General features: G+C 70.5%; 17 protein-coding genes. 10 read left to right on the top strand and 7 right to left on the bottom strand.

The features are described 5' to 3' along the window. Positions 1-127 precede the first annotated feature (127 nt). From ACFXOM_RS27380 to galE, 6 genes are all read left to right on the top strand, one after another. A complete protein-coding gene (locus ACFXOM_RS27380) occupies positions 128-1,993 on the top strand; it encodes a PQQ-binding-like beta-propeller repeat protein (RefSeq protein WP_384939078.1) in 1,866 nt (621 codons plus the stop codon). A gap of 28 nt (positions 1,994-2,021) precedes the next feature. Next, positions 2,022-3,608, top strand: coding sequence for a PQQ-binding-like beta-propeller repeat protein (locus ACFXOM_RS27375; protein WP_385039717.1), 1,587 nt, complete (start codon positions 2,022-2,024; stop codon positions 3,606-3,608). A gap of 61 nt (positions 3,609-3,669) precedes the next feature. Continuing rightward, the gene (locus tag ACFXOM_RS27370) at positions 3,670-5,559 is read left to right on the top strand and encodes a PQQ-binding-like beta-propeller repeat protein (protein WP_385039714.1); all 1,890 of its coding nucleotides are present in this window, start codon (positions 3,670-3,672) and stop codon (positions 5,557-5,559) included. Between the two features lie 210 nt (positions 5,560-5,769). Continuing rightward, on the top strand, positions 5,770-6,465 hold the full coding sequence (locus ACFXOM_RS27365) for a LuxR C-terminal-related transcriptional regulator (protein WP_384939017.1): 696 nt from the start codon (positions 5,770-5,772) through the stop codon (positions 6,463-6,465). 196 nt (positions 6,466-6,661) lie between these two features. Continuing rightward, positions 6,662-6,838, top strand: a complete 177-nt coding sequence (locus tag ACFXOM_RS27360; RefSeq protein WP_384939019.1) for a hypothetical protein — start codon at positions 6,662-6,664, stop codon at positions 6,836-6,838. Between the two features lie 117 nt (positions 6,839-6,955). Continuing rightward, positions 6,956-7,921 (top strand): UDP-glucose 4-epimerase GalE, encoded by a 966-nt coding sequence (gene galE / locus ACFXOM_RS27355; protein WP_385039711.1) that lies wholly within the window; start codon positions 6,956-6,958, stop codon positions 7,919-7,921. A 434-nt stretch (positions 7,922-8,355) separates the two neighbouring features. Here the strand turns inward: galE and ACFXOM_RS27350 are convergent, their stop codons facing one another. Beyond that, the gene (locus tag ACFXOM_RS27350; protein WP_384939023.1) at positions 8,356-8,802 is read right to left on the bottom strand and encodes a GNAT family N-acetyltransferase; all 447 of its coding nucleotides are present in this window, start codon (positions 8,800-8,802) and stop codon (positions 8,356-8,358) included. Positions 8,803-9,050: 248 nt separating this feature from the next. Between ACFXOM_RS27350 and ACFXOM_RS27345 the strand changes: the two genes are divergently transcribed. Continuing rightward, positions 9,051-9,818 (top strand): LuxR C-terminal-related transcriptional regulator, encoded by a 768-nt coding sequence (locus ACFXOM_RS27345; RefSeq protein WP_384939080.1) that lies wholly within the window; start codon positions 9,051-9,053, stop codon positions 9,816-9,818. On the opposite strand, the gene tamR is transcribed toward ACFXOM_RS27345, so the two are convergent. Then, on the bottom strand, positions 9,777-10,274 hold the full coding sequence (gene tamR / locus ACFXOM_RS27340) for a MarR family transcriptional regulator TamR (RefSeq protein ID WP_384939025.1): 498 nt from the start codon (positions 10,272-10,274) through the stop codon (positions 9,777-9,779). The two genes, ACFXOM_RS27345 and tamR, sit on opposite strands and share 42 nt — an antisense overlap. A 131-nt stretch (positions 10,275-10,405) precedes the next feature. Here tamR and ACFXOM_RS27335 point away from each other — a divergent pair, with 131 nt between their 5' ends. Both ACFXOM_RS27335 and ACFXOM_RS27330 read left to right on the top strand, forming a co-directional pair. Beyond that, positions 10,406-11,257, top strand: coding sequence for a trans-aconitate 2-methyltransferase (locus ACFXOM_RS27335; RefSeq protein ID WP_384939027.1), 852 nt, complete (start codon positions 10,406-10,408; stop codon positions 11,255-11,257). A gap of 47 nt (positions 11,258-11,304) precedes the next feature. Beyond that, on the top strand, positions 11,305-11,667 hold the full coding sequence (locus ACFXOM_RS27330; RefSeq protein WP_384939028.1) for a VOC family protein: 363 nt from the start codon (positions 11,305-11,307) through the stop codon (positions 11,665-11,667). A 200-nt stretch (positions 11,668-11,867) separates the two neighbouring features. On the opposite strand, the gene ACFXOM_RS27325 is transcribed toward ACFXOM_RS27330, so the two are convergent. After that, complete coding sequence (locus tag ACFXOM_RS27325) at positions 11,868-12,542, bottom strand: TetR family transcriptional regulator (protein WP_384939030.1); 675 nt, start codon at positions 12,540-12,542, stop codon at positions 11,868-11,870. After that, positions 12,539-13,519, bottom strand: coding sequence for an acyl-CoA desaturase (locus ACFXOM_RS27320; protein WP_384939032.1), 981 nt, complete (start codon positions 13,517-13,519; stop codon positions 12,539-12,541). Before ACFXOM_RS27320 ends, ACFXOM_RS27325 begins: the two co-directional genes overlap by 4 nt. Positions 13,520-13,732: 213 nt before the next feature. Here ACFXOM_RS27320 and ppc point away from each other — a divergent pair, with 213 nt between their 5' ends. Next, positions 13,733-16,462, top strand: a complete 2,730-nt coding sequence (ppc, locus tag ACFXOM_RS27315; RefSeq protein WP_384948296.1) for a phosphoenolpyruvate carboxylase — start codon at positions 13,733-13,735, stop codon at positions 16,460-16,462. A 97-nt stretch (positions 16,463-16,559) separates the two neighbouring features. Here ppc and ACFXOM_RS27310 read toward each other — a convergent pair whose 3' ends face one another. The 3 genes from ACFXOM_RS27310 to pth all read right to left on the bottom strand — a co-directional run bounded on the left by ACFXOM_RS27310 (position 16,560) and on the right by pth (position 18,747). Continuing rightward, complete coding sequence (locus ACFXOM_RS27310) at positions 16,560-17,309, bottom strand: hypothetical protein (protein ID WP_385039708.1); 750 nt, start codon at positions 17,307-17,309, stop codon at positions 16,560-16,562. Between the two features lie 303 nt (positions 17,310-17,612). Next, a complete protein-coding gene (locus ACFXOM_RS27305; protein ID WP_384948292.1) occupies positions 17,613-18,083 on the bottom strand; it encodes a hypothetical protein in 471 nt (156 codons plus the stop codon). A 64-nt stretch (positions 18,084-18,147) separates the two neighbouring features. Further along, positions 18,148-18,747, bottom strand: a complete 600-nt coding sequence (pth, locus tag ACFXOM_RS27300; protein ID WP_384939082.1) for an aminoacyl-tRNA hydrolase — start codon at positions 18,745-18,747, stop codon at positions 18,148-18,150. Positions 18,748-18,901 lie beyond the last annotated feature (154 nt).

The following is an 18,901-nucleotide window of genomic DNA, read 5'->3' as shown; positions in this document are numbered from 1 at the left end:
AAGCCCCGCTCAATGACGTGAAACTGCGCAATCCATGTCCGATTCGCTCCTTTCCTTTCGGCAAGTGCCCGGGGGAATCGCGGGGGAGGCCGGTCGGATGGTGGACCGCATGAAGGGGGACGCGCTGATGAGTCAGCCGCCCAGCCAGCAACCGTCACAGGGGGGCCAGGGGGCGTCTCCGCAACCACCGGAGCAGCCGCCGGTCCCGCCGCAGGAACCGCCGGCCCAGCCGCCCACCCCACCCCAGGCCCCGGCACCGCCGGCCGGTCCGCCGGAGTCGGGGTACGGGTATCCGCAGACGCCGCCGGCCGGTCCGCCGCAGCCCGGCTACGGTGCCCCGGTACAGCCGGGCCCGTACCAGCAGCCCGGTCCGTACGGCCAGCAGCCGGGCCCGTACGGCCAGCAGCCGGGTCCGTACGGTCAGCCGGGTCCGTACGGTCAGCAGCCGCCGGGTCCGTACGGCCAGCCGCAGGGCGGCTACGGCTATCCCGCACCGCCGCAGTACCCGTACCCCGGAGCCCCCACACCGCCTCCTTCCGGCGGCCGTGGCAACCCCTTCAAGGGCAAGCCGGGCGCCGTCATCGCCGCGGCCGTGGCGGGCCTCCTCGTCATCGGCGGCGGCACCTGGTTCGCGTTGAGCGGCAGTGACGACGACTCCAAGCCCACGGCCAAGAACAGCAGCGGCCCGCAGCCGACCGGTTCGCAGTCCGTCGACGAGGGTGACGGCAAGGGCGACGGCCGCAAGGAGGTCGACGACCTCAACGCCGGCCGCAAGGACGGTGAGTCGAAGGTCCTGTGGCTGACGAAGAACGACGTGGACCTGCCGCGCAACGGCGCCACCGTGTACGGCCCCTGGATCGTCGGCGACACCGTCGTCAAGGGCATGTACAAGGAACTCGTCGGCTTCTCGGCCTCCGACGGCACCAAGAAGTGGTCACTGCCGTTCCCCGCCCAGCTCTGCGCGGCGCCCGTCCGCAGCACCCAGGACGGCAAGATCGTCATCGGTTACAAGGACTCGACGACGGACAAGGCCAAGTGCACCCAGCTCCAGCAGGTCGACCTCAAGACCGGCAAGCCGGGCTGGAAGAAGACGATCACGAAGAAGGGCCTCTTCGACCTGCTCTCCGACATCACCCTCGCGATCAGCGGCGACACGGTGACCGCCGCCCGCACGGGCAACGCCGAGGCCTTCCGCGTCAGCGACGGCAAGCCGCTGTTCGGCAAACTGCCGGGCAACTGCCAACCGCAGGCGTTCGCCGGAGGGCCCAAGCTGATCGCCGCGGAGAGCTGCACCACCGGTGACTACAACAAGCGCCAGGAACAGCTCCAGGAACTCGACCCGACGACCGGCAAGGTCAAGTGGACGTTCAAGCTCCCGGCCGACTGGGAGGTCGACAAGGTCTACTCGGTGAGTCCGCTGGTCGTCTCGGCCCAGCAACGCGACCAGAAGAAGTGGAGCGTCGTCGCCCTCACCGACAACGGAAAGCTCCGCTCGCAGATCCAGGGCGGCACGGACCGCTTCCAGCCGCGCTGCGGCGGCAGCTTCGTCGTCTTCGGCCAGAACCTGGAAGGCTGCACGGGCGTCGCCGCCGACGCCAACACCCTCTACATGGCGACCGAAGCCAAGGCGGGCGGTGCCGCCCGCACCAACTCCGTCGTCGCGTTCGACCTCGCCACCGGAAAGCGCAAGTGGCGCGCCAACGCGCCCGCCGACCGCATCGTCGTACCGCTGCGCATGGAGGGCGCCGACGTCCTGCTGTACATGGAGCCGGCGTACGACGCGGGTGGCGCGGTGGCGACGCTGGCTCCGACCGGTGGAAGCCCGAAGGTGATCCTGCAGAACCCGGCGAGCACATCCACGATCGAGAGGACCTTCTGGTCGCCGAAGGTGGAGTACCGGGGAGGCCGCTTCCTGATCCTGAGCGGCAGGGTCAGTGCCTCCAACGACAAGGAAGAGAAAGAAACGAAGACCATGATGGCCTTCGGCAAGTGACGGCCGGCCGCATCCGATGACTCATCCCATGCATTCCTCACCGCCGCCCGTCCCCGGACAGCCGGACGCGGCGGGGCCGCCGCAGGGTCCGTACGGCACGCTGAACCCGTACGGCGGTGCCCCCGTGTCGCCGCCCGGGCCATCCGATGGCCCGGGCGCCCCGGGAAGTCCGGGGCGCCGGCGCTTCACGGGCAGCGCCGGCGCGCTGATCGCCGCTGGTCTCGCGGCGCTGCTCGTGGTAGCCGGCGGCACCTGGTACGCCCTCGGCCGTGACGGCGGGCGCGGCAGCGGGCCGGCGTCCGGGGCGAGTTCCCGCCCGCCCGCCGAGAAGGTCACAGGTCCGGGTTCGACCGCGCCGGACGCCGAGGAGAAGGCCCGCGTCAACGCCGCCCGCAAGCAGGGCGACGCGAAGCTGCTGTGGCTGCGCAAGAACGACGTGGACCTCCCGGGCAGTGGTGCCGACATGGTCGGCCCCTGGGTGGTCGACGGCACCGTCGTCACGGCGACGTACCGCACCGTCACCGCCCATTCGTTGACCGACGGCACGCTCAAGTGGAGCCTGCCGCTCGGCACCGAGGTCTGCCGGGGGACCCAGAACGCCTCCGACGACGGCAAGGTCGTCCTCGCACTGTCCGAACATCCGGGCAAGAGGGGGGACGACTGCCGGCAGATGCAGATGGTGGACCTGCGCACCGGGAAGGCCGGCTGGCGGCAGAAGATCGCCGAGGGCGGCCTCTTCGACATGTTCACCGACTACTCGATGGTGATCGTGGGGAACACCGTCACCGCGGGCCGCTTCGCACACTCCACGGCGTACCGGTTGAGCGACGGCGAGCCCATTCCCGGCTTCGGCGACGGGCAGAAGAGCTGCAAGCCCTACGCGTACGCCGCGGGCACCAAGCTGATCGCCGCCGTCAACTGCCCGCACGCCGACCCGGCCAAGGAACGGGAGGAGGTTCACGAAGTCGATCCGGCGACCGGGAAATCCCGCTGGTCCTTCCCGCTGAAAGCCGGATACAAGGTCGCGCACGTCTTCTCCGTCGACCCGCTGGTCGTCTCGGTCTTCAACACAAGACTGGGCAAACGTGGCGTCGTGGCCCTCACCGACAAGGGAACGAAGCGCTCGGTGCTGATCGGCAACGGGAACGAGGGGTACCTCGACGCCTGCGGCGAGCGGGCGGCGGACGAGAAGATGCTCCAGGGCTGCCAGGTCGTCGCCGACGCCCGCACCCTCTACTTCGCCACGGAGCGCCCCGGCACGAAGCAGGGCAACGCGATCGTCGCGTTCGACCTCGACACGGGCAGGCCGAAGTGGCGAAGTGCCGCGCCGGGGACGCATCTGATGACGCCGGTCCGCCTCTCGGCGGACGGGCTGCTGGTACGGATCGAGCAGACGCGGGGGCAGGCGGGAGCGCTCGCCCTGATACCCCCGGGCGGAGGTGCTCCGAAGGTGCTGGTCCAGCAGCCGTTGGCGAGCCGCGACGCCGAGGTGAGGCTCGGCTGGCCGAGGGCGTTCTACGAAAACGGGCGTTTCGTGCTGGTGGCGACCGCCGTGCTGACGGGCGCGGACGACGAGGAGAAAACGTTGGAGACGATGATGGCCTTCGGCGAGTGACCGCGTCCCACCGGACGCACCGGACCCCGACCGACTTCCTTCTTCACAGAGGTACGTACGCATGACGCAGCCGCCGCAGCCGCCGCAGCCGCCCCATCAGCCCCCGCAACAGCCGGATCAGTCGGCGCAGGCTCCGAACGGGCCGTCCCCACAGTCGGATCGCCTCGCGAAGACGCCCGAGCAGCCTGCGCCGCAAGGCCCCGGGACGCCCCACCCACCGGGTCCCCAGGCTCCACAAGGAACTTTCGGCGCGCCCCAGGAGCCCGCACCCGGCTTCGGCGCACCGACCCAGCCGCCGCAGCCCGGCTACGGCTACCCGCAGACGCCCCCGCCGGGCCAACCCGCCGGCTACGGCTACCCGCAGACCGCTCCGCCCGGCTACGGCTACCCCCAGGCCCCCGGCCAGCCGCCGACCCAACCGATGGGGCAGCAGCCGTACGGCCACGGCTACCCGACCCGGCCCGGGCAGCCCACGTACGCGCCGCCCCAGGGCGGATCCGGCGGCAAGAAGCTCAGCACGCAGGCGCAGATCGTCATCGCCGCGGTGGTCGCGGTGGTCCTCATCGTTGCGGGCGGCGTGTGGTTCGCGGCGAGCAAGGACGACGACCCCAAGAAGGACGAGGCCACGGGCTCGACCGCGGGTACGGACGGGGACGACGGCAAAACCGCCGCCGACGGCCCCGGAAAGGAGAAGGCGCCCAACGACCCGGCGTCGAAGGTTGCCTTCCAGTTGCCGCAGCCGAAGGTCACGGACGTCACGGACGTCGCCGGCTCCTGGGTCACCGACAGCACGTACGTCAAGACCGGGATCAACTCGGTGGTGGGGTACGACCTCGCCAAGGGAACGGTGAAGTGGACCATTCCGCTCCCCGGCCAGGTGTGCGCCGCATCGCGCCACACCACGAAGGACAACAAGACCGCGATCGCCTTCGAGGCCGCCAAGGCCGTCCCGCCGAAGAACTACCAGCCGTGCACCGAGGTCGGTGCCATCGACCTGAACACGGGCAAGCTCCTGTGGACGAAGTCCAGCACGGGCACCGGTGACGGGAAGGTCCGCTACAACGAGGTGACGGTCAGCGGGAACACCGTGGCGGGCGGCGGAACCGAGGGCGGCGTCGCCTACGACCTCGCCACGGGTGCGGTCCGCTGGAAGCCCCAGGCCGACACCGAGGGCTGCTACGACATGGGTTACGGCGGCGGCGAGGCCCTCGTCGCCGCGCGCAAGTGCGGTCAGTACGGCAGCCGGTACGTCGTCATCCAGCCGCTGAACCCGCAGACCGGCGCGCCGCTGTCCTCGTTCAAGATGCCGACGGGCGTCGAGTACGCGAGCATCGTCTCCACCAAGCCCCTCGTCGTCGCCGCCGACGTCGGTGACACCGCGGGCGACGGCAGCGGGATCTCCGACTTCTTCGTCATCGACGAGAAGACCGGCAAACTGAAGGTCAAGATCGCCGCGGACGCCGACCGCTACGCCGCACGCTGTGCCTCGACCGAGGTCGAGTCGTGCCAGCGCGCCGTCGTCGGCAACGGCCGCCTGTACCTGCCCACCGAGGAGCACGACGGCTCGCAGGACACGAGCGACACCAACGAGATCGTCTCGTTCGACCTGAACACCGGCAAGGCCACGACCGACAAGGCGGAGGCCGGCGACGACTACACGATCCAGCCGCTGCGCATGGACGGCGGGAACATCATCGCCTACAAGCGTCCCCCGTACGACAAGGGCGGCCAGATCGTCAGCATCGACGGTGCCACCTTCAAGCAGACGGTCCTGATGGAGAACCCCGCTGACGAAGCGGTCCGCAAGGCGGAGACCGGCTTCAGCCAGGACTACGCGGAGATCCGGTACGCCGCCGGCCGCTTGTTCATCTCCGAGACGATGCTGAGCAAGCCGAGCGGGATCGGCTCGAATGATCCGGAGTACCTGGTGCTCTCCTACGCGACCGACTGAGCCGGACCCCAACCATGACCAGGAGGTCCTCCGCCCGTCGGTGGGGGACCTCCTTCGTCCGCCAACTTGCCCCGAACGACACGCATTTCGCCGATCCGAGGGATTTCTGATGCGTAGGGCAAGCGCAACGTCGAACAAGCGTGTAGCTTGCCGGGGCAGTAGGGCTGGGGGGCCGGGGGGCCGACTCCAGGGGTTTGGGGGGTTTGCTCGATGGGTGTGCGGCTCATGGTGGTCGACGATCACCGACTGCTGGCGGAAGCGCTGGCTTCGGCATTGAAGCTGCGTGGGCACCGGGTGCTCGCTGCGGCCGCGCCGACCGCGGGAGCGGCCGATCTCGTGGTGAGCAGGGCGCCCGAGGTGTGCCTGTTGGGTACGGCGGCGCCGGCCGAGCCCGGTGCGTTCGACCCGGTCGTGCGCATCAAGCGGGAGCGACCCCACATAGCCGTGGTGGTGCTCGGGCCCGTACCGTCGCCGCGGGGTATCGCCGCGGCCTTCGCGGCCGGTGCGTCCGGCTACGTACGCCACGACGAGCGGATCGAAGGCGTCGAGCGGGCCATGGTCAAGGCAAGGGCGGGCGAGGCGGCAGTGGCACCGAGCCTGCTGCAGGGCGCGTTCACCGAGCTGCTGAACCCGGCTGCACAGCCGGACGACGAGGGGCAGCGGTTGCTCCAGATGCTCACCCCGCGGGAAGTGGAGGTGCTCGTCCGGGTCGCCGAGGGAGAGGACACCCGGCTGATCGCGGCTGGCATGGGGATCGCTCCCAGCACGGCGCGGACCCACGTCCAGCGGGTGTTGATGAAGCTCGGCGTCGGTTCCCGGCTGGAGGCCGCGGCCCTGGCCGCGCGCACCGGGCTGCTGGACCGCGCCCCGATCCCGCCGGCCGTACGCTCCACCGACGCGGGCTAGCCGCACATCGCTTCCCCGCCGCGCCCGCGCCCAAGGCCGCAGATGTCGACGGCATCCTTGAGCGTGAACTTCACGACGGCCTCCAGGTCGTGCCGGAGGGCGAACACCGGGTGGCTTTGTGCCGTACACCCCCGCACTGGCCGCAAGAGGTCCACCCACCTCCCGCGCTCCGTCCCGGACCTGCGGGAAGTCCCCGGTGCCGCGCACAGAGTTCCCACAGGTCAGTCTGGAACGCTTGAAGCGCTTCGACCGGATCGTCGGCACGGACCAGCCGCCGACACCGTTCGTCTCCGCACGGCGCCAGGCACCGTTCGGCGACGGCGACGGCGTCGGCGGGCTCGGGCGGGATGTCGCCCTGCACCTGGAGCTCTGAGCCGTCCGTCGCACTCCGGACGAGCGGCCTCGCCGGGACCGAGTCCGGCAGGGGCGTGTTCATCAACGACGTGCCGCCGGAGGACGCGGCCCGGCGACTGCGAGAGGTGGCGAGCGCGTGAGCAGGTACCTGGTGACGGGCGGGGCGGGTTACGTCGGCGGCGTGGTGGCTGCGCACCTGCTGGAGGCGGGCCACCGGGTGACCGTGCTCGACGACCTGTCCACGGGCTTTCGTGAAGGGGTCCCCGACGGAGCCGCGTTCATCGAGGGACGTGTCCAGGACGCCGCCCGCTGGCTCGACGCCTCCTACGACGGCGTCCTGCACTTCGCCGCGTTCTCGCAGGTCGGCGAGTCCGTGGCGAACCCGGAGAAGTACTGGGTGAACAACGTGGGCGGGACGACGGCCCTGCTCGCCGCGATGCGCGGGGCAGGGGTGCGGCGGCTGGTCTTCTCGTCGACCGCCGCGACCTACGGCGAGCCGCTCTCCACCCCGGTCACCGAAGCCGCCGCGGCGGCCCCCACCAGCCCGTACGGGGCGTCCAAACTCGCCGTCGACCACATGATCACCGGCGAGTGCACGGCGCACGGCCTGGCCGCGGCCTCCCTGCGGTACTTCAACGTCGCAGGGGCGTCCGGCCCGTACGGCGAGCGTCACGACCCCGAGTCGCACCTCATCCCGCTCGTCCTGCAGGTCGCCCTCGGTACCCGCGGTGCCGTCTCCGTGTACGGGGACGACTACCCGACCCCCGACGGCACCTGCGTCCGCGACTACATCCACGTCGCCGACCTCGCGGAGGCACACCTGCTCGCGCTGGACCGGGTCGTCGCCGGCGAGCACCTGATCTGCAACCTCGGCAACGGCAACGGCTTCTCGGTGCGGGAGGTCATCGAGACCGTCCGCAAGGTCACCGGGCATCCCGTGCCCGAGATCCGGGCGCCGCGCCGGGCCGGCGACCCGGCCGTGCTGGTGGCCTCCGCCACGACGGCCCACGAGCGCCTCGGCTGGGCACCTTCGCGGGCGGACCTCGCGGACATCGTGGCCGATGCCTGGGCGTTCGCCCGGTCCCGCCGGCGCGGGGTGTGAGCGACGCGGAGCGCGACCGGCGCGGGGCGTACCTGTCCGGGCGCAGCACGCGCTCCGCACGGCGCGTGCGCCCGGTGGCGCGCTGCGTGCGAGGCGGGCGCGCGGGCGCCGGGCGTACGCACGCTGCGCGAAGTCGACCACGCACACATGCTCGACGTCCCGGCCCGGCTTGGCGAAGGAACGGTTCGCCATGCGGTGCGGCACGTCGTGACGGAGGAGCCATCGCGTCCTGCGGACCGTCGTCCAGCCGGAAGCGGACGCCTTCCACGGCGTGGCCCTGGTCCTCTCCGAGAGGAACGCATCCCCGCAGGACGGTCTCCGGGGCTCCTGTCCGGAACTGGACCCCGTCGTCTCCGCGGCCCGGACCGCGGGCGCGTCGGGCGCCCCGGTCGACGAGCGGCGGCGTCGGTGGCTCGTCCGTCCCGGCAGGGCCGTCAGCCCAGTTTCTTCGCCAGGATGAACTCGGTCACCCCCGGCGGGTAGTCGGGCACCTGGCCGACGACCCCGTACCCGTGCCTGGCGTAGAAACGGGGTGCTTGGAAGTCCCAGGTCTCCAGGCGTGCATGGGTGCAGCCGCGGCCGATCCGGGCCTCCCGCTCCGCCGCGGTGAGGAGTTGGGACCCGAGGCCCGCGCCCCGGTGCCGTTCGTCGACCCAGAGCAAGTCGATGTGGAGCCAGCGGGCCCAGGTGCGACCCGTCAGGCCGGCGGCGAGGTCACCGGACTCCTCGTCCAGCGCCCACACCTGCAGCGGGACCTCGTCCTCGTGCCGGGTGCCGGCCAGTGCCCGCAACTGCGGGGAGCGTCGCTCGTTGGAGGCGTGGAGTCGTTCGCCGAGCAGAGTCCGCCGATCCTTGTCGACTTCTGTCTCAAATCGAAACATGAGACTCACCCTAAACACCCAGGCCAACCAGTTCTGCAAATAGTCTTCCGCTTCCAGCGCCCGGCCTTACGCTGATGCACAGCACTGGTGGGGGCCGGTGCTGTTCTAGGGGGCGGGACGGTTGGGTACGACGCCTGGGGCGGGGTAGCAGTAACACGGCGGCAGCCGTGATTCGCACACCACGTTCCTCCCGGGTGCCGTGCCCTCGTTTCATGACTTCCGCCGGAAAACGCAGCCTGGGGGTGTCAGTGGTTCGTATCCGGGTCCTCGTGGTCGACGACCACCGAATCTTCGCCGAGTCCCTCGCCGCGGCGCTGGCCGCCGAGCCCGACGTCGAGGTCGCCGCGGCGGGCAGCGGCCCGGCCGCGCTGCGCTGCCTCGAACGGGCCTCGGCCGACGGCCGGAGGTTCGACGTGATGCTCGTCGACGCCGATCTGGGTGTCGCGGCGCCGGGGGGCACGGTCGTCGCCCGTGCCGTCCCCGACAACGGGGACGGATTCGTCGACGGCATCTCCCTGGTCGCAGGGGTCCGTTCCGCCCGGCCTTCGGTCCGGACGGTGGTCCTCGCCGAGAAGGACGACCCGCGCCGGGCCGCGCTCGCGCTCCAGGCCGGGGCCTCGGGCTGGGTGGCCAAGGACTGCTCGTTGCAGCGTCTCCTCACGGTGATCCGCGGGGTACTACGCGACGAGACGCACCTGCCGCCCGCGCTGTTGACCGATGTGCTGCGGGAGATGACGGCGGCCCGCAAGCACCGTACGGAGAGCGAGCGGCTCGTCGAGTCGCTCACCCCGCGCGAACGCGAAGTGCTGCGCTGCATGGTCGCGGGTCTGGGTCGCAAGGCCGTCGCCGAACGCCTCTTCCTCTCCCCGCACACGGTCCGCACGCACATGCAGAACGTGCTGGGCAAGCTGGGCGTGCACTCCACCCTCGCAGCGGTGGCGCTGGCGCGTCGGGCCGGGGTCGGGCCCGCCGAGCTAGCCGGGGACGTTGTCGAACGGGGCGGTCAACTGGCGTAGCAGGCCGGCCAGTTCGCCGCGCTGCGTGCGGGAAAGCTCCGCGAGGATGGCGCGCTCCTGGGCGAGCAGCCCGGCGAGCGCCTGATCGGCACGGTCGCGTCCCTCGGCGGTGAGCCGTACCAGCACGCCGCGGCGGTCGCTCGGGTCGGGCAGCCGCTCGACCAGCCCCTTCTTCGCCAGCCGGTCGATACGGTTGGTCATCGTGCCCGAGGTCACCAGTGTCTGGGTGAGTAGCTGGCCGGGGGAGAGCTGGTAGGGCGCGCCCGCGCGCCGCAGCGACGTCAGGACGTCGAACTCCCAGGGCTCCAGATTGTGCTCGGAGAAGGCGAGCCGGCGCGCGCGGTCGAGGTGCCGCGCCAGTCTCGAGACGCGGCTGAGCACCTCGAGCGGTTCCACGTCGAGGTCCGGGCGCTCGCGGCGCCATGCTGCGACCAGTCGGTCGACCTCGTCCTCCATGGCGATCAGTGTAGAGGGTCTGTCGACATGAAGTCTCTTGACGTCAAGATATACTTCACTGGACCATTGGGCATGAGCGGGCCGGAACCCTGTTCCGGTTCCGGAAGTCGTTCCAGCAAGGGGGCTCGAACATGCATTCCGTTCCCGTATGGGATCCGCAACAGTACCTACGCCACTCAGGGCATCGCACCCGCCCGTTCCTCGATCTACTCGGCCGCATACCCGAGCTGCCAGTGGGCAGCTCCCGCACCGAAACCCCGGGCGGCGGCCGACGCCCCGCCCGCATCGCCGACCTCGGCTGCGGCCCGGGCAACGTTACCGTCCTGCTGGCCGACCGCTGGCCGGACGCCCACATCACCGGCTTCGACCTCTCACCCGAAATGCTCGCACGCGCCGAGGAGGAGTACGCGGGCACCACCAAGGGCGGCGGCTGGCTCGACTTCCGGCTCGCCGACGCCGCGCACTGGACCCCGGACGAGCCGTACGACCTCATCGTCTCCAACGCGGCCCTCCAGTGGGTGCCCAATCACCCCGAGTCCTTCGCGACCTGGATCGACGGTCTGCTCCCCGGCGGAACCCTGGCCTTCCAGGTGCCCGGCAACTTCACCTCGCCCAGCCACGCCCTCCTCGGGGAGCTGTGCGACACGCCGCAGTGGCGCGACCGCCTCGGCGACCAGGGCCGCCGCTTCGTCCACGTCCTCGAACCGGCCGACTACCTGCTCCGACTCGCCGATCTCGGCTGCACCACCGAGACCTGGGAAACCACGTACAACCAACTGCTGCCCGGCGAAGACCCCGTCCTCGACTGGGTGAAGGGCACCGCGCTGCGCCCGGTCCTCACAGCCCTGGACGGGGACGACGAGGCAATCGAGGAGTTCCTCGGGCAGTACCGCGACCTGCTGCGCAAGGCCTACCCGCCGGGGCCGCACGGCACGATCTTCCCGTTCCGTCGGATCTTCGCCGTCGCCCGCAAGCCGCTGTGACCGCGGACGCCGAGTCCACCACTCCGACCACTCAAGGGGGAACCTGCATGCTGACCGCCCTGGACCACGTCCAACTCGCCGCCCCGCCGGGATCCGAGGACGCGCTGCGCGCCTTCTACACCGGCGCCCTCGGAATGACCGAGATCCCGAAGCCACCGGTCCTCGCCGCCCGCGGGGGGTGCTGGTTCGCCACCGGCCCCGTCCAGCTGCACCTCGGCATCGAGGAGGACTTCCGCCCCGCCAGGAAGGCCCACCCCGGTCTGCGCGTCACCGGCATCGACGCATGCGCCAAGCGCCTGGAAGACCACGGCGCCAAGGTCATCTGGGACGACAACCTCCCAGGTCACCGGCGCTTCTACGCCGAAGATCCGGTCGGCAACAGGCTGGAGTTCCTGGAGCCGGGGCGGTGACCGGCTTACTTCCGGTCGGCGGTTCCGCCCCCAGCGGAAGGGACCGCCGACCGGGCCATCGTTCTGCTCAGGTGCCGCCTGCTCGTGCGGGGAGGACGGGCAGGCGGTTCCACCGGGCAGCCGGCGCTCCCGTGGCGTCGAGGTGTCGCTCGCGATGGGGCGATCACGGGGCCTGACACGGCTCCCGTCCACACGGGCAGTCAGTTCTTGCGGTGGCCTATCAGGCGCGGCCTCTGCTCCAGCCCGTCCAGACCGTGCCACGCCAGGTTCACCAGGTGCGCCGCGACCTCCGCCTTCTTCGGCTTGCGGACGTCCAGCCACCACTGCCCGGTCAGCGCGACCATCCCGACCAGGGCCTGTGCGTACAGCGGGGCCAGCTTCGGATCGAAGCCGCGGGCCTTGAACTCCAGGCCCAGGATGTCCTCGACCTGGGTGGCGATGTCGCTGATCAACGAGGCGAACGTGCCCGTCGACTGGGCGACCGGGGAGTCACGGACCAGGATCCGGAAACCGTCCGTGAACGTTTCGATGTAGTCGAGCAGGGCGAAAGCGGCCTGCTCCAGGAGCTCACGCGGATGCCCGGCGGTCAGCGCGCCGGTCACCATGTCCAGCAGCTGGCGCATCTCCCGGTCCACCACGACGGCGTACAGCCCCTCCTTGCCCCCGAAGTGCTCGTACACCACCGGCTTGGAGACTCCGGCCTTCGCCGCGATCTCCTCCACGGATGTGCCCTCGAAGCCCTTCTCCGCGAAGAGCGCGCGGCCGATGTCGAGCAGCTGCTGGCGGCGCTCCGCCCCGGTCATCCGTACCCTGCGTCCACGCCGGGGTTTCTCGCTGCTGATGCCACTGCCGTCGATCGCCACGTCGTCCATCATGCCGCCTCCGCGGCCTCCGTCCTGCGCCGGGCTTCGATCCGGTCCGCACTCGGCCAGCGCACGTCATAGGCCCAGCCCAGCAACTCGCACCAGCGGATCAGCCGGGCGCTGGAGTCGATCTGCCCGCGCATCACACCGTGCCGGGCGCTGGTCGGATCGGCGTGGTGCAGGTTGTGCCACGACTCGCCGCACGACAGGACCGCCAGCCACCACACGTTGCCCGAGCGGTCACGGGACTTGAACGGGCGCTTGCCGACCGCGTGGCAGATCGAGTTGATCGACCACGTGACGTGGTGCAGGAGCGCGACCCGGACCAGCGAACCCCAGAAGAAGGCCGTGAAGGCGCCCCACCACGACATCGTCACCAGACCGCCCACCAGTGGCGGGATCGCCAGCGAGACCACCGTCCACAGCGCGAACTGGCGAGAGATCGCCCGCAGCGTGGGGTCCTTGACCAGGTCCGGTGCGTACTTGCCCTGGGGTGTCTGCTCCTCGTCGAACATCCAGCCGATGTGGGCCCACCACAGGCCCTTGACCAGCGCGGGGACGGTCTCGCCGTAGCGCCACGGCGAATGCGGGTCCCCCTCGGCGTCGGAGAACTTGTGATGTCTGCGGTGGTCCGCCACCCAGCGGACGAGCGGCCCCTCGACGGCCAGCGAACCCATGATCGCCAGCGCGATCTTCAGCGGTCGCTTCGCCTTGAACGAGCCATGGGTGAAGTGGCGGTGGAAGCCGATGGTGATGCCGTGGCAGCCGACGTAGTACATCACCACCAGTAGGCCGAGATCCAGCCAGCTGACCCCCCAGCCCCAGGCCAGCGGCACCGCCGCGAGCAGGGCGAGGAAGGGCACCGTGATGAACAGCAACAGGGCGATCTGCTCGATCGAACGCTTGCTGTCTCCGCCGAGCGTGGCGGAGACGGGATCGGTTTCCGACGTCTTCCGGGCGTCGTCGATCACATCGGGGCTTGTGGTCATGGGGTGTCCCCCGGGGGGTGAGGAGTGCGAGTGACCCGTGGCTACGGATCCGTAACCTACGGCGTCGTAAGTATGGCAGTGGGGAGCCTCGCGGCAAGAGGGCCGCGGACGGCGGCGCGTGCACGGCGACCTATCCTGGGTGCGTCGGACAGCGTGGTCCGCAAGCCTCCAGAAACCTCCAGACGTGCTCAAACACTGCAAGGAGCCGCACCTGTGAGCAGTGCCGACCAGACCACATCCGCCAGCGCGGAGCTGCGCTCCGACATCCGCCGACTGGGCGATCTCCTCGGCGAGACCCTCGTACGGCAGGAGGGCCCCGAGCTCCTCGACCTCGTCGAGCGCGTGCGCGCTCTCACCCGTACGGACGGCGAAGCCGCCGCCGAGCTGCTCGGGGACACCGACCTGGAGACCGCAGCGAAGCTCGTACGCGCGTTCTCCACTTACTTCCATCTTGCCAATGTGAGCGAACAGGTGCACCGCGGCCGTGAGCTGCGGGAACGCCGTGCCGCTGAGGGCGGGCTGCTGTCCCGCACCGCCGACATGCTCAAGGACGCCGACCCCCAGCACCTGCGGGACACCGTGCGGAACCTCAACGTCCGACCCGTCTTCACGGCACACCCCACCGAAGCCGCCCGCCGGTCCGTGCTCAACAAGCTCCGGCGCATCGCGGAGCTGCTGGAAACCCCGGTCATCTCCGCCGACCGGCGTCGGCACGACCTGCGGCTCGCCGAGAGCATCGATCTGATCTGGCAGACCGACGAGCTCAGGGTCGTCCGCCCGGAACCGGCCGACGAAGCCCGCAATGCCATTTACTACCTCGACGAACTCCACGCCAACGCCGTCGGCGACGTCCTGGAGGACCTCGCCGCCGAGCTCGAGCGTGTCGGCGTCGAGCTGCCCCCCGGCACCCGGCCCCTCACCTTCGGCACCTGGATCGGCGGTGACCGCGACGGCAACCCCAACGTCACCCCCGAGGTCACCCGCGAAGTGCTGATCCTCCAGCACGAGCACGGCATCACCGACGCCCTCGAGGCCATCGACGCGCTCCGCGCACTGCTGTCCAACTCCATCCGCTACGCCGGAGCCACCGAGGAACTCCTCGAGTCCCTCCAGACCGACCTGGAGCGCCTCCCCGAGATCAGCCCCCGCTACAAGCGGCTCAACGCAGAAGAGCCCTACCGGCTCAAGGCCACCTGCATCCGCCAGAAGCTCGTCAACACCCGCCAGCGTCTCGCCAAGGGCACCGCGCACCAGGGGGGACGGGACTACCTCGGCACGGCGGAAATGCTCCACGACCTGGAACTGATCCAGACCTCGCTCCGAGCGCACCGCGGCGCACTGTTCGCCGACGGCCGCCTCGACCGCACCATCCGCACGCTCGCCGCGTTCGGCCTCCAGCTCGCCACGATGGACGTACGGGAACACGCCGACGCCCACCACCACGCCCTCGGTCAACTATTCGATCGACTCGGTGAGGAATCGTGGCGCTACGCGGACATGCCCCGCGACTACCGGCAGAAGCTGCTGGCCAAGGAACTCCGCTCGCGCAGGCCGCTCGCCCCGACCCCGGCGCCACTGGACGCCGCAGGGGCCAAGACCCTCGGCGTCTTCCACACCGTCAAGGACGCCTTCGAGAGGTTCGGACCCGAGGTCATCGAGTCCTACATCATCTCGATGTGCCAGGGTGCGGACGACGTCTTCGCCGCCGCCGTGCTCGCCCGCGAAGCCGGACTCGTCGACCTCCACGCCGGCTGGGCGAAGATCGGCATCGTGCCCCTGCTGGAGACCACGGACGAGCTCAAGGCCGCCGACGTCATCCTCGACGGCATGCTCGCCGATCCCTCCTACCGCCGTCTCGTCTCGCTCCGCGGCGATGTGCAGGAGGTCATGCTCGGGTACTCCGACTCGTCCAAGTTCGGCGGCATCACCACCTCCCAGTGGGAGATCCACCGCGCCCAGCGCCGGCTCCGTGACGTCGCCCACCGGTACGGCGTCCGGCTGCGGCTCTTCCACGGCCGCGGCGGCACCGTCGGGCGCGGCGGCGGCCCCACGCACGAGGCCATCCTCGCCCAGCCCTGGGGCACGCTCGAAGGCGAGATCAAGGTGACCGAGCAGGGCGAGGTCATCTCCGACAAGTACCTCATCCCCTCCCTGGCCAGGGAGAACCTGGAGCTGACCGTCGCGGCGACCCTGCAGGCGTCCGCACTGCACACCGCACCGCGCCAGTCCGACGAGGCGCTCGCCAGCTGGGACGCCGCCATGGACACCGTCTCCGACGCGGCGCACGCCGCCTACCGACGGCTCGTCGAGGATCCGGACCTGCCCGCCTACTTCTTCGCTTCCACGCCCGTCGACCAGCTCGCCGACCTCCACCTGGGCTCCCGCCCGTCGCGCCGCCCCGACAGCGGAGCCGGCCTCGACGGTCTCCGGGCCATCCCGTGGGTCTTCGGCTGGACCCAGTCGCGGCAGATCGTGCCCGGCTGGTTCGGCGTCGGCTCCGGCTTGACGGCACTGCGCGAAGCCGGCCTCGACTCCGTACTCGAAGAAATGTACGGAAAGTGGCACTTCTTCCGGAACTTCATCTCGAACGTGGAGATGACGCTCGCCAAGACCGACCTGCGGATCGCCCGGCACTACGTGGACACCCTGGTCCCGCAGGAGCTCAAGCACGTCTTCTCCACCATCGAGGCCGAGCACGAGCTGACGGTCCAGCAGGTACTTCGGGTCACCGGCGGTGAGAAGCTCCTCGATTCCCACCCGGTGCTCCAGCAGACCTTCGCGATCCGGGACGCCTACCTGGACCCGATCTCCTACCTGCAGGTTTCGCTCCTGGCCCGCCAGCGGGCCGCCGCCGCACGCGGCGAGGCAGCCGACCCCCTCCTGTCACGCGCCCTGCTCCTGACCGTCAACGGCGTGGCGGCGGGCCTGCGTAACACCGGCTGACACACAGCCGTCCCCGGCACGGCACTGCCCGGCACCCCGTGGTGCCGGGCAGTGCCCGTCGGCCCGAGCCGCCCGAGCCGCTCAGAACCCTCCCGGGTCAGGCCCGCCGGCCGGACCGGCGTCGGTGCACCGCGAGCCAGCCGCCCGCGACCAGCAACGCCGCTGCCACAGCGGACAGCGGACCAACAGGGGCCGCACTCCCGGTCTCGGCCAGGTCGCCGGGCACGGACGGCTCCGCACCCGGAACCGTCTCGGCAGGCACGGAGGCGGGCGGCGCAGACGGCACGGACGGCACGGACGTGGACGGCGCGGGCTCCACGGACGGCGCGGACGGACGAGCATCGGGCGTTCCGCCCGGCTCGTCACCCGGCGTTCCGCCCGGCTCGTCACCCGGCGTTCCGCCCGGCTCCCCGTCCTCCCCCGGCGGAGTATCCGACTCCTCGTCACACTCCGCCCAGAAGACCTTGTGCTTCGCCCGCCCCCGCTCGCCGCCGAACGTCCAGAACAACGTGTAGTGGCCGTCGGGGAGGGAAAGGTCGACGGTCCTGCCATGGCCCGAGGCGTCCAGCACCACAGAACCGGACGTCACCTCCCGGCCCTTGACCTCCGCGGTCGGCGCCCATGCCTCGATGCGCCAGTCGACGGCCTGGCCGCCGTCGAAGCCGAACGCGTCAAGGTAGAAGGAGCAGACGTGCGGTTCGTTCCTGCGGAGTTCCTCGCCGGTCGCGGCGTCGTGGATCTTCACAGTGCCGTTGTCACCGTGCGGAGTGGCGAGCGCCGAGGGGGCGAACAGCAGCGAACAGGCCGCGGCCGCAACCACCGCACCGGTGGAAGTGAGCATGCGCATGGGCAATCCAACATGAGTGAGAGGAGATGCCGTGGGGGGCGGCTCAGCTTCCTGCGAACCCGTCCGACCGTCAACGAGTGCACCAGCCCCATCCGCACCAAGTGCGGCCACTTGCGCCAATGGTCCGCATAACGATCGGGTGAACCCGCGGGACCGCAACACCACCCGATGGTCCGGGGGCGACCGGAAGGCGCTCAGATTCCTTCCGGGCGACCGCACGACCGCAGGCGGCTCAGCACCCGGACGCAGAACACCGTCACGACACCTCCGCCACGAGAACACACCGACGCAGGGCCGGGTCCGTCAGAGGGCGAAGAACGCACCCACCAGGAGCGCACCGCCCACCACCGCCGTAGCCCACCCCGTACGCGCCATCCCCAGCCCACCGCCGATCACCAGCGCCGCGAGCAGCAACGCACCCCCCAGCGGAAGCCAGGAGTGCAAAGCCCCCGCCCAGCCCGTACGGACCACCTCGTCCGTGCCCGGCTTGACCACCACCGGCAGCCGCGCCCCCGTGGACACCGCCACCGAATGCTCGATCGTCATCCCCGCACGCGCCACAGCAGGACCCTCCGGATCGAACGGCCCCGTGCACGTCTTCTCACCACAGCTCGTCACCGTCAGCACCCCGTGCTCACGGCCCTTGCCCAACAGCACGTGCTGCGCCGAGCCCCAGGACGACCAGACGCCGGCCACCACCAGCAGCACGGCGACGAGGAACATGGCCGCACGGCGACCGTGATCGAGTATCCGGCCGGAGGACTTCCGCTTCATGTGCCGCGATACTTCGGCAACCGTAGCGCTGGGTCAACTCTTGCCCAGTGCTTCGTCCTGGTTGTCAGGAGTTGTACGCGCCCTGCGCCCGCTCCAGACCCTCCGTCACCAAACACTCCACCGCATCTGCAGCACGGTCCACGAAGTAGTCCAGCTCCTTGCGCTCCGCCGAGGAGAAGTCCTTCAACACGAAGTCCGCGACCTGCATCCGGCCCGGAGGACGACCGATACCGAAACGCACCCGGTGGTAGTCCGCCCCCATCGCCTTCGTCATCGACTTCAGGCCGTTGTGCCCGTTGTCACCGCCGCCCAGCTTCAACCGCAGCGTCCCGTAGTCGATGTCCAACTCGTCGTGGATCGCGACGACGTGCGCCGTCGGCACCTTGTAGAAGTCCCGCAACGCCGTCACCGGACCGCCCGACAGGTTCATGTACGACATCGGCTTCGCCAGGACCACCCGCCGGCTCGCCGGCCCCGGCGGACCGATCCGGCCCTCCACGACCTGCGCCTGCGCCTTCGCCGCCCGCTTGAACGACCCACCCATGCGCCCCACCAGCAGATCGGCGACCATGAACCCCACGTTGTGGCGGTTCCCCGCGTAGCCCGGCCCCGGATTCCCGAGCCCCACGACCAGCCAGGGCGCGCCCCCGTCGTCCATCGTCATGTCCGTCCCGTCCTCCTCGCGCACGTACAGGGAAACGGGGTGGGGGGGGGGGGGGGGCGCCCCCCCCCCCAACAAAAAAGACAAACACAAACTCCGCACCCCCCGACGCCCCCACCGCCCCCCCCTCTTTTTTCCCCCCCGCAACCCGATCCCC

Source organism: Streptomyces sp. NPDC059169 (genome assembly GCF_042755225.1).
Taxonomy (GTDB): Bacteria; Actinomycetota; Actinomycetes; order Streptomycetales; family Streptomycetaceae; genus Streptomyces.
Note: the sequence above shows the minus strand (reverse complement) of the source record. Positions and strands in the feature narration are given on the sequence as shown.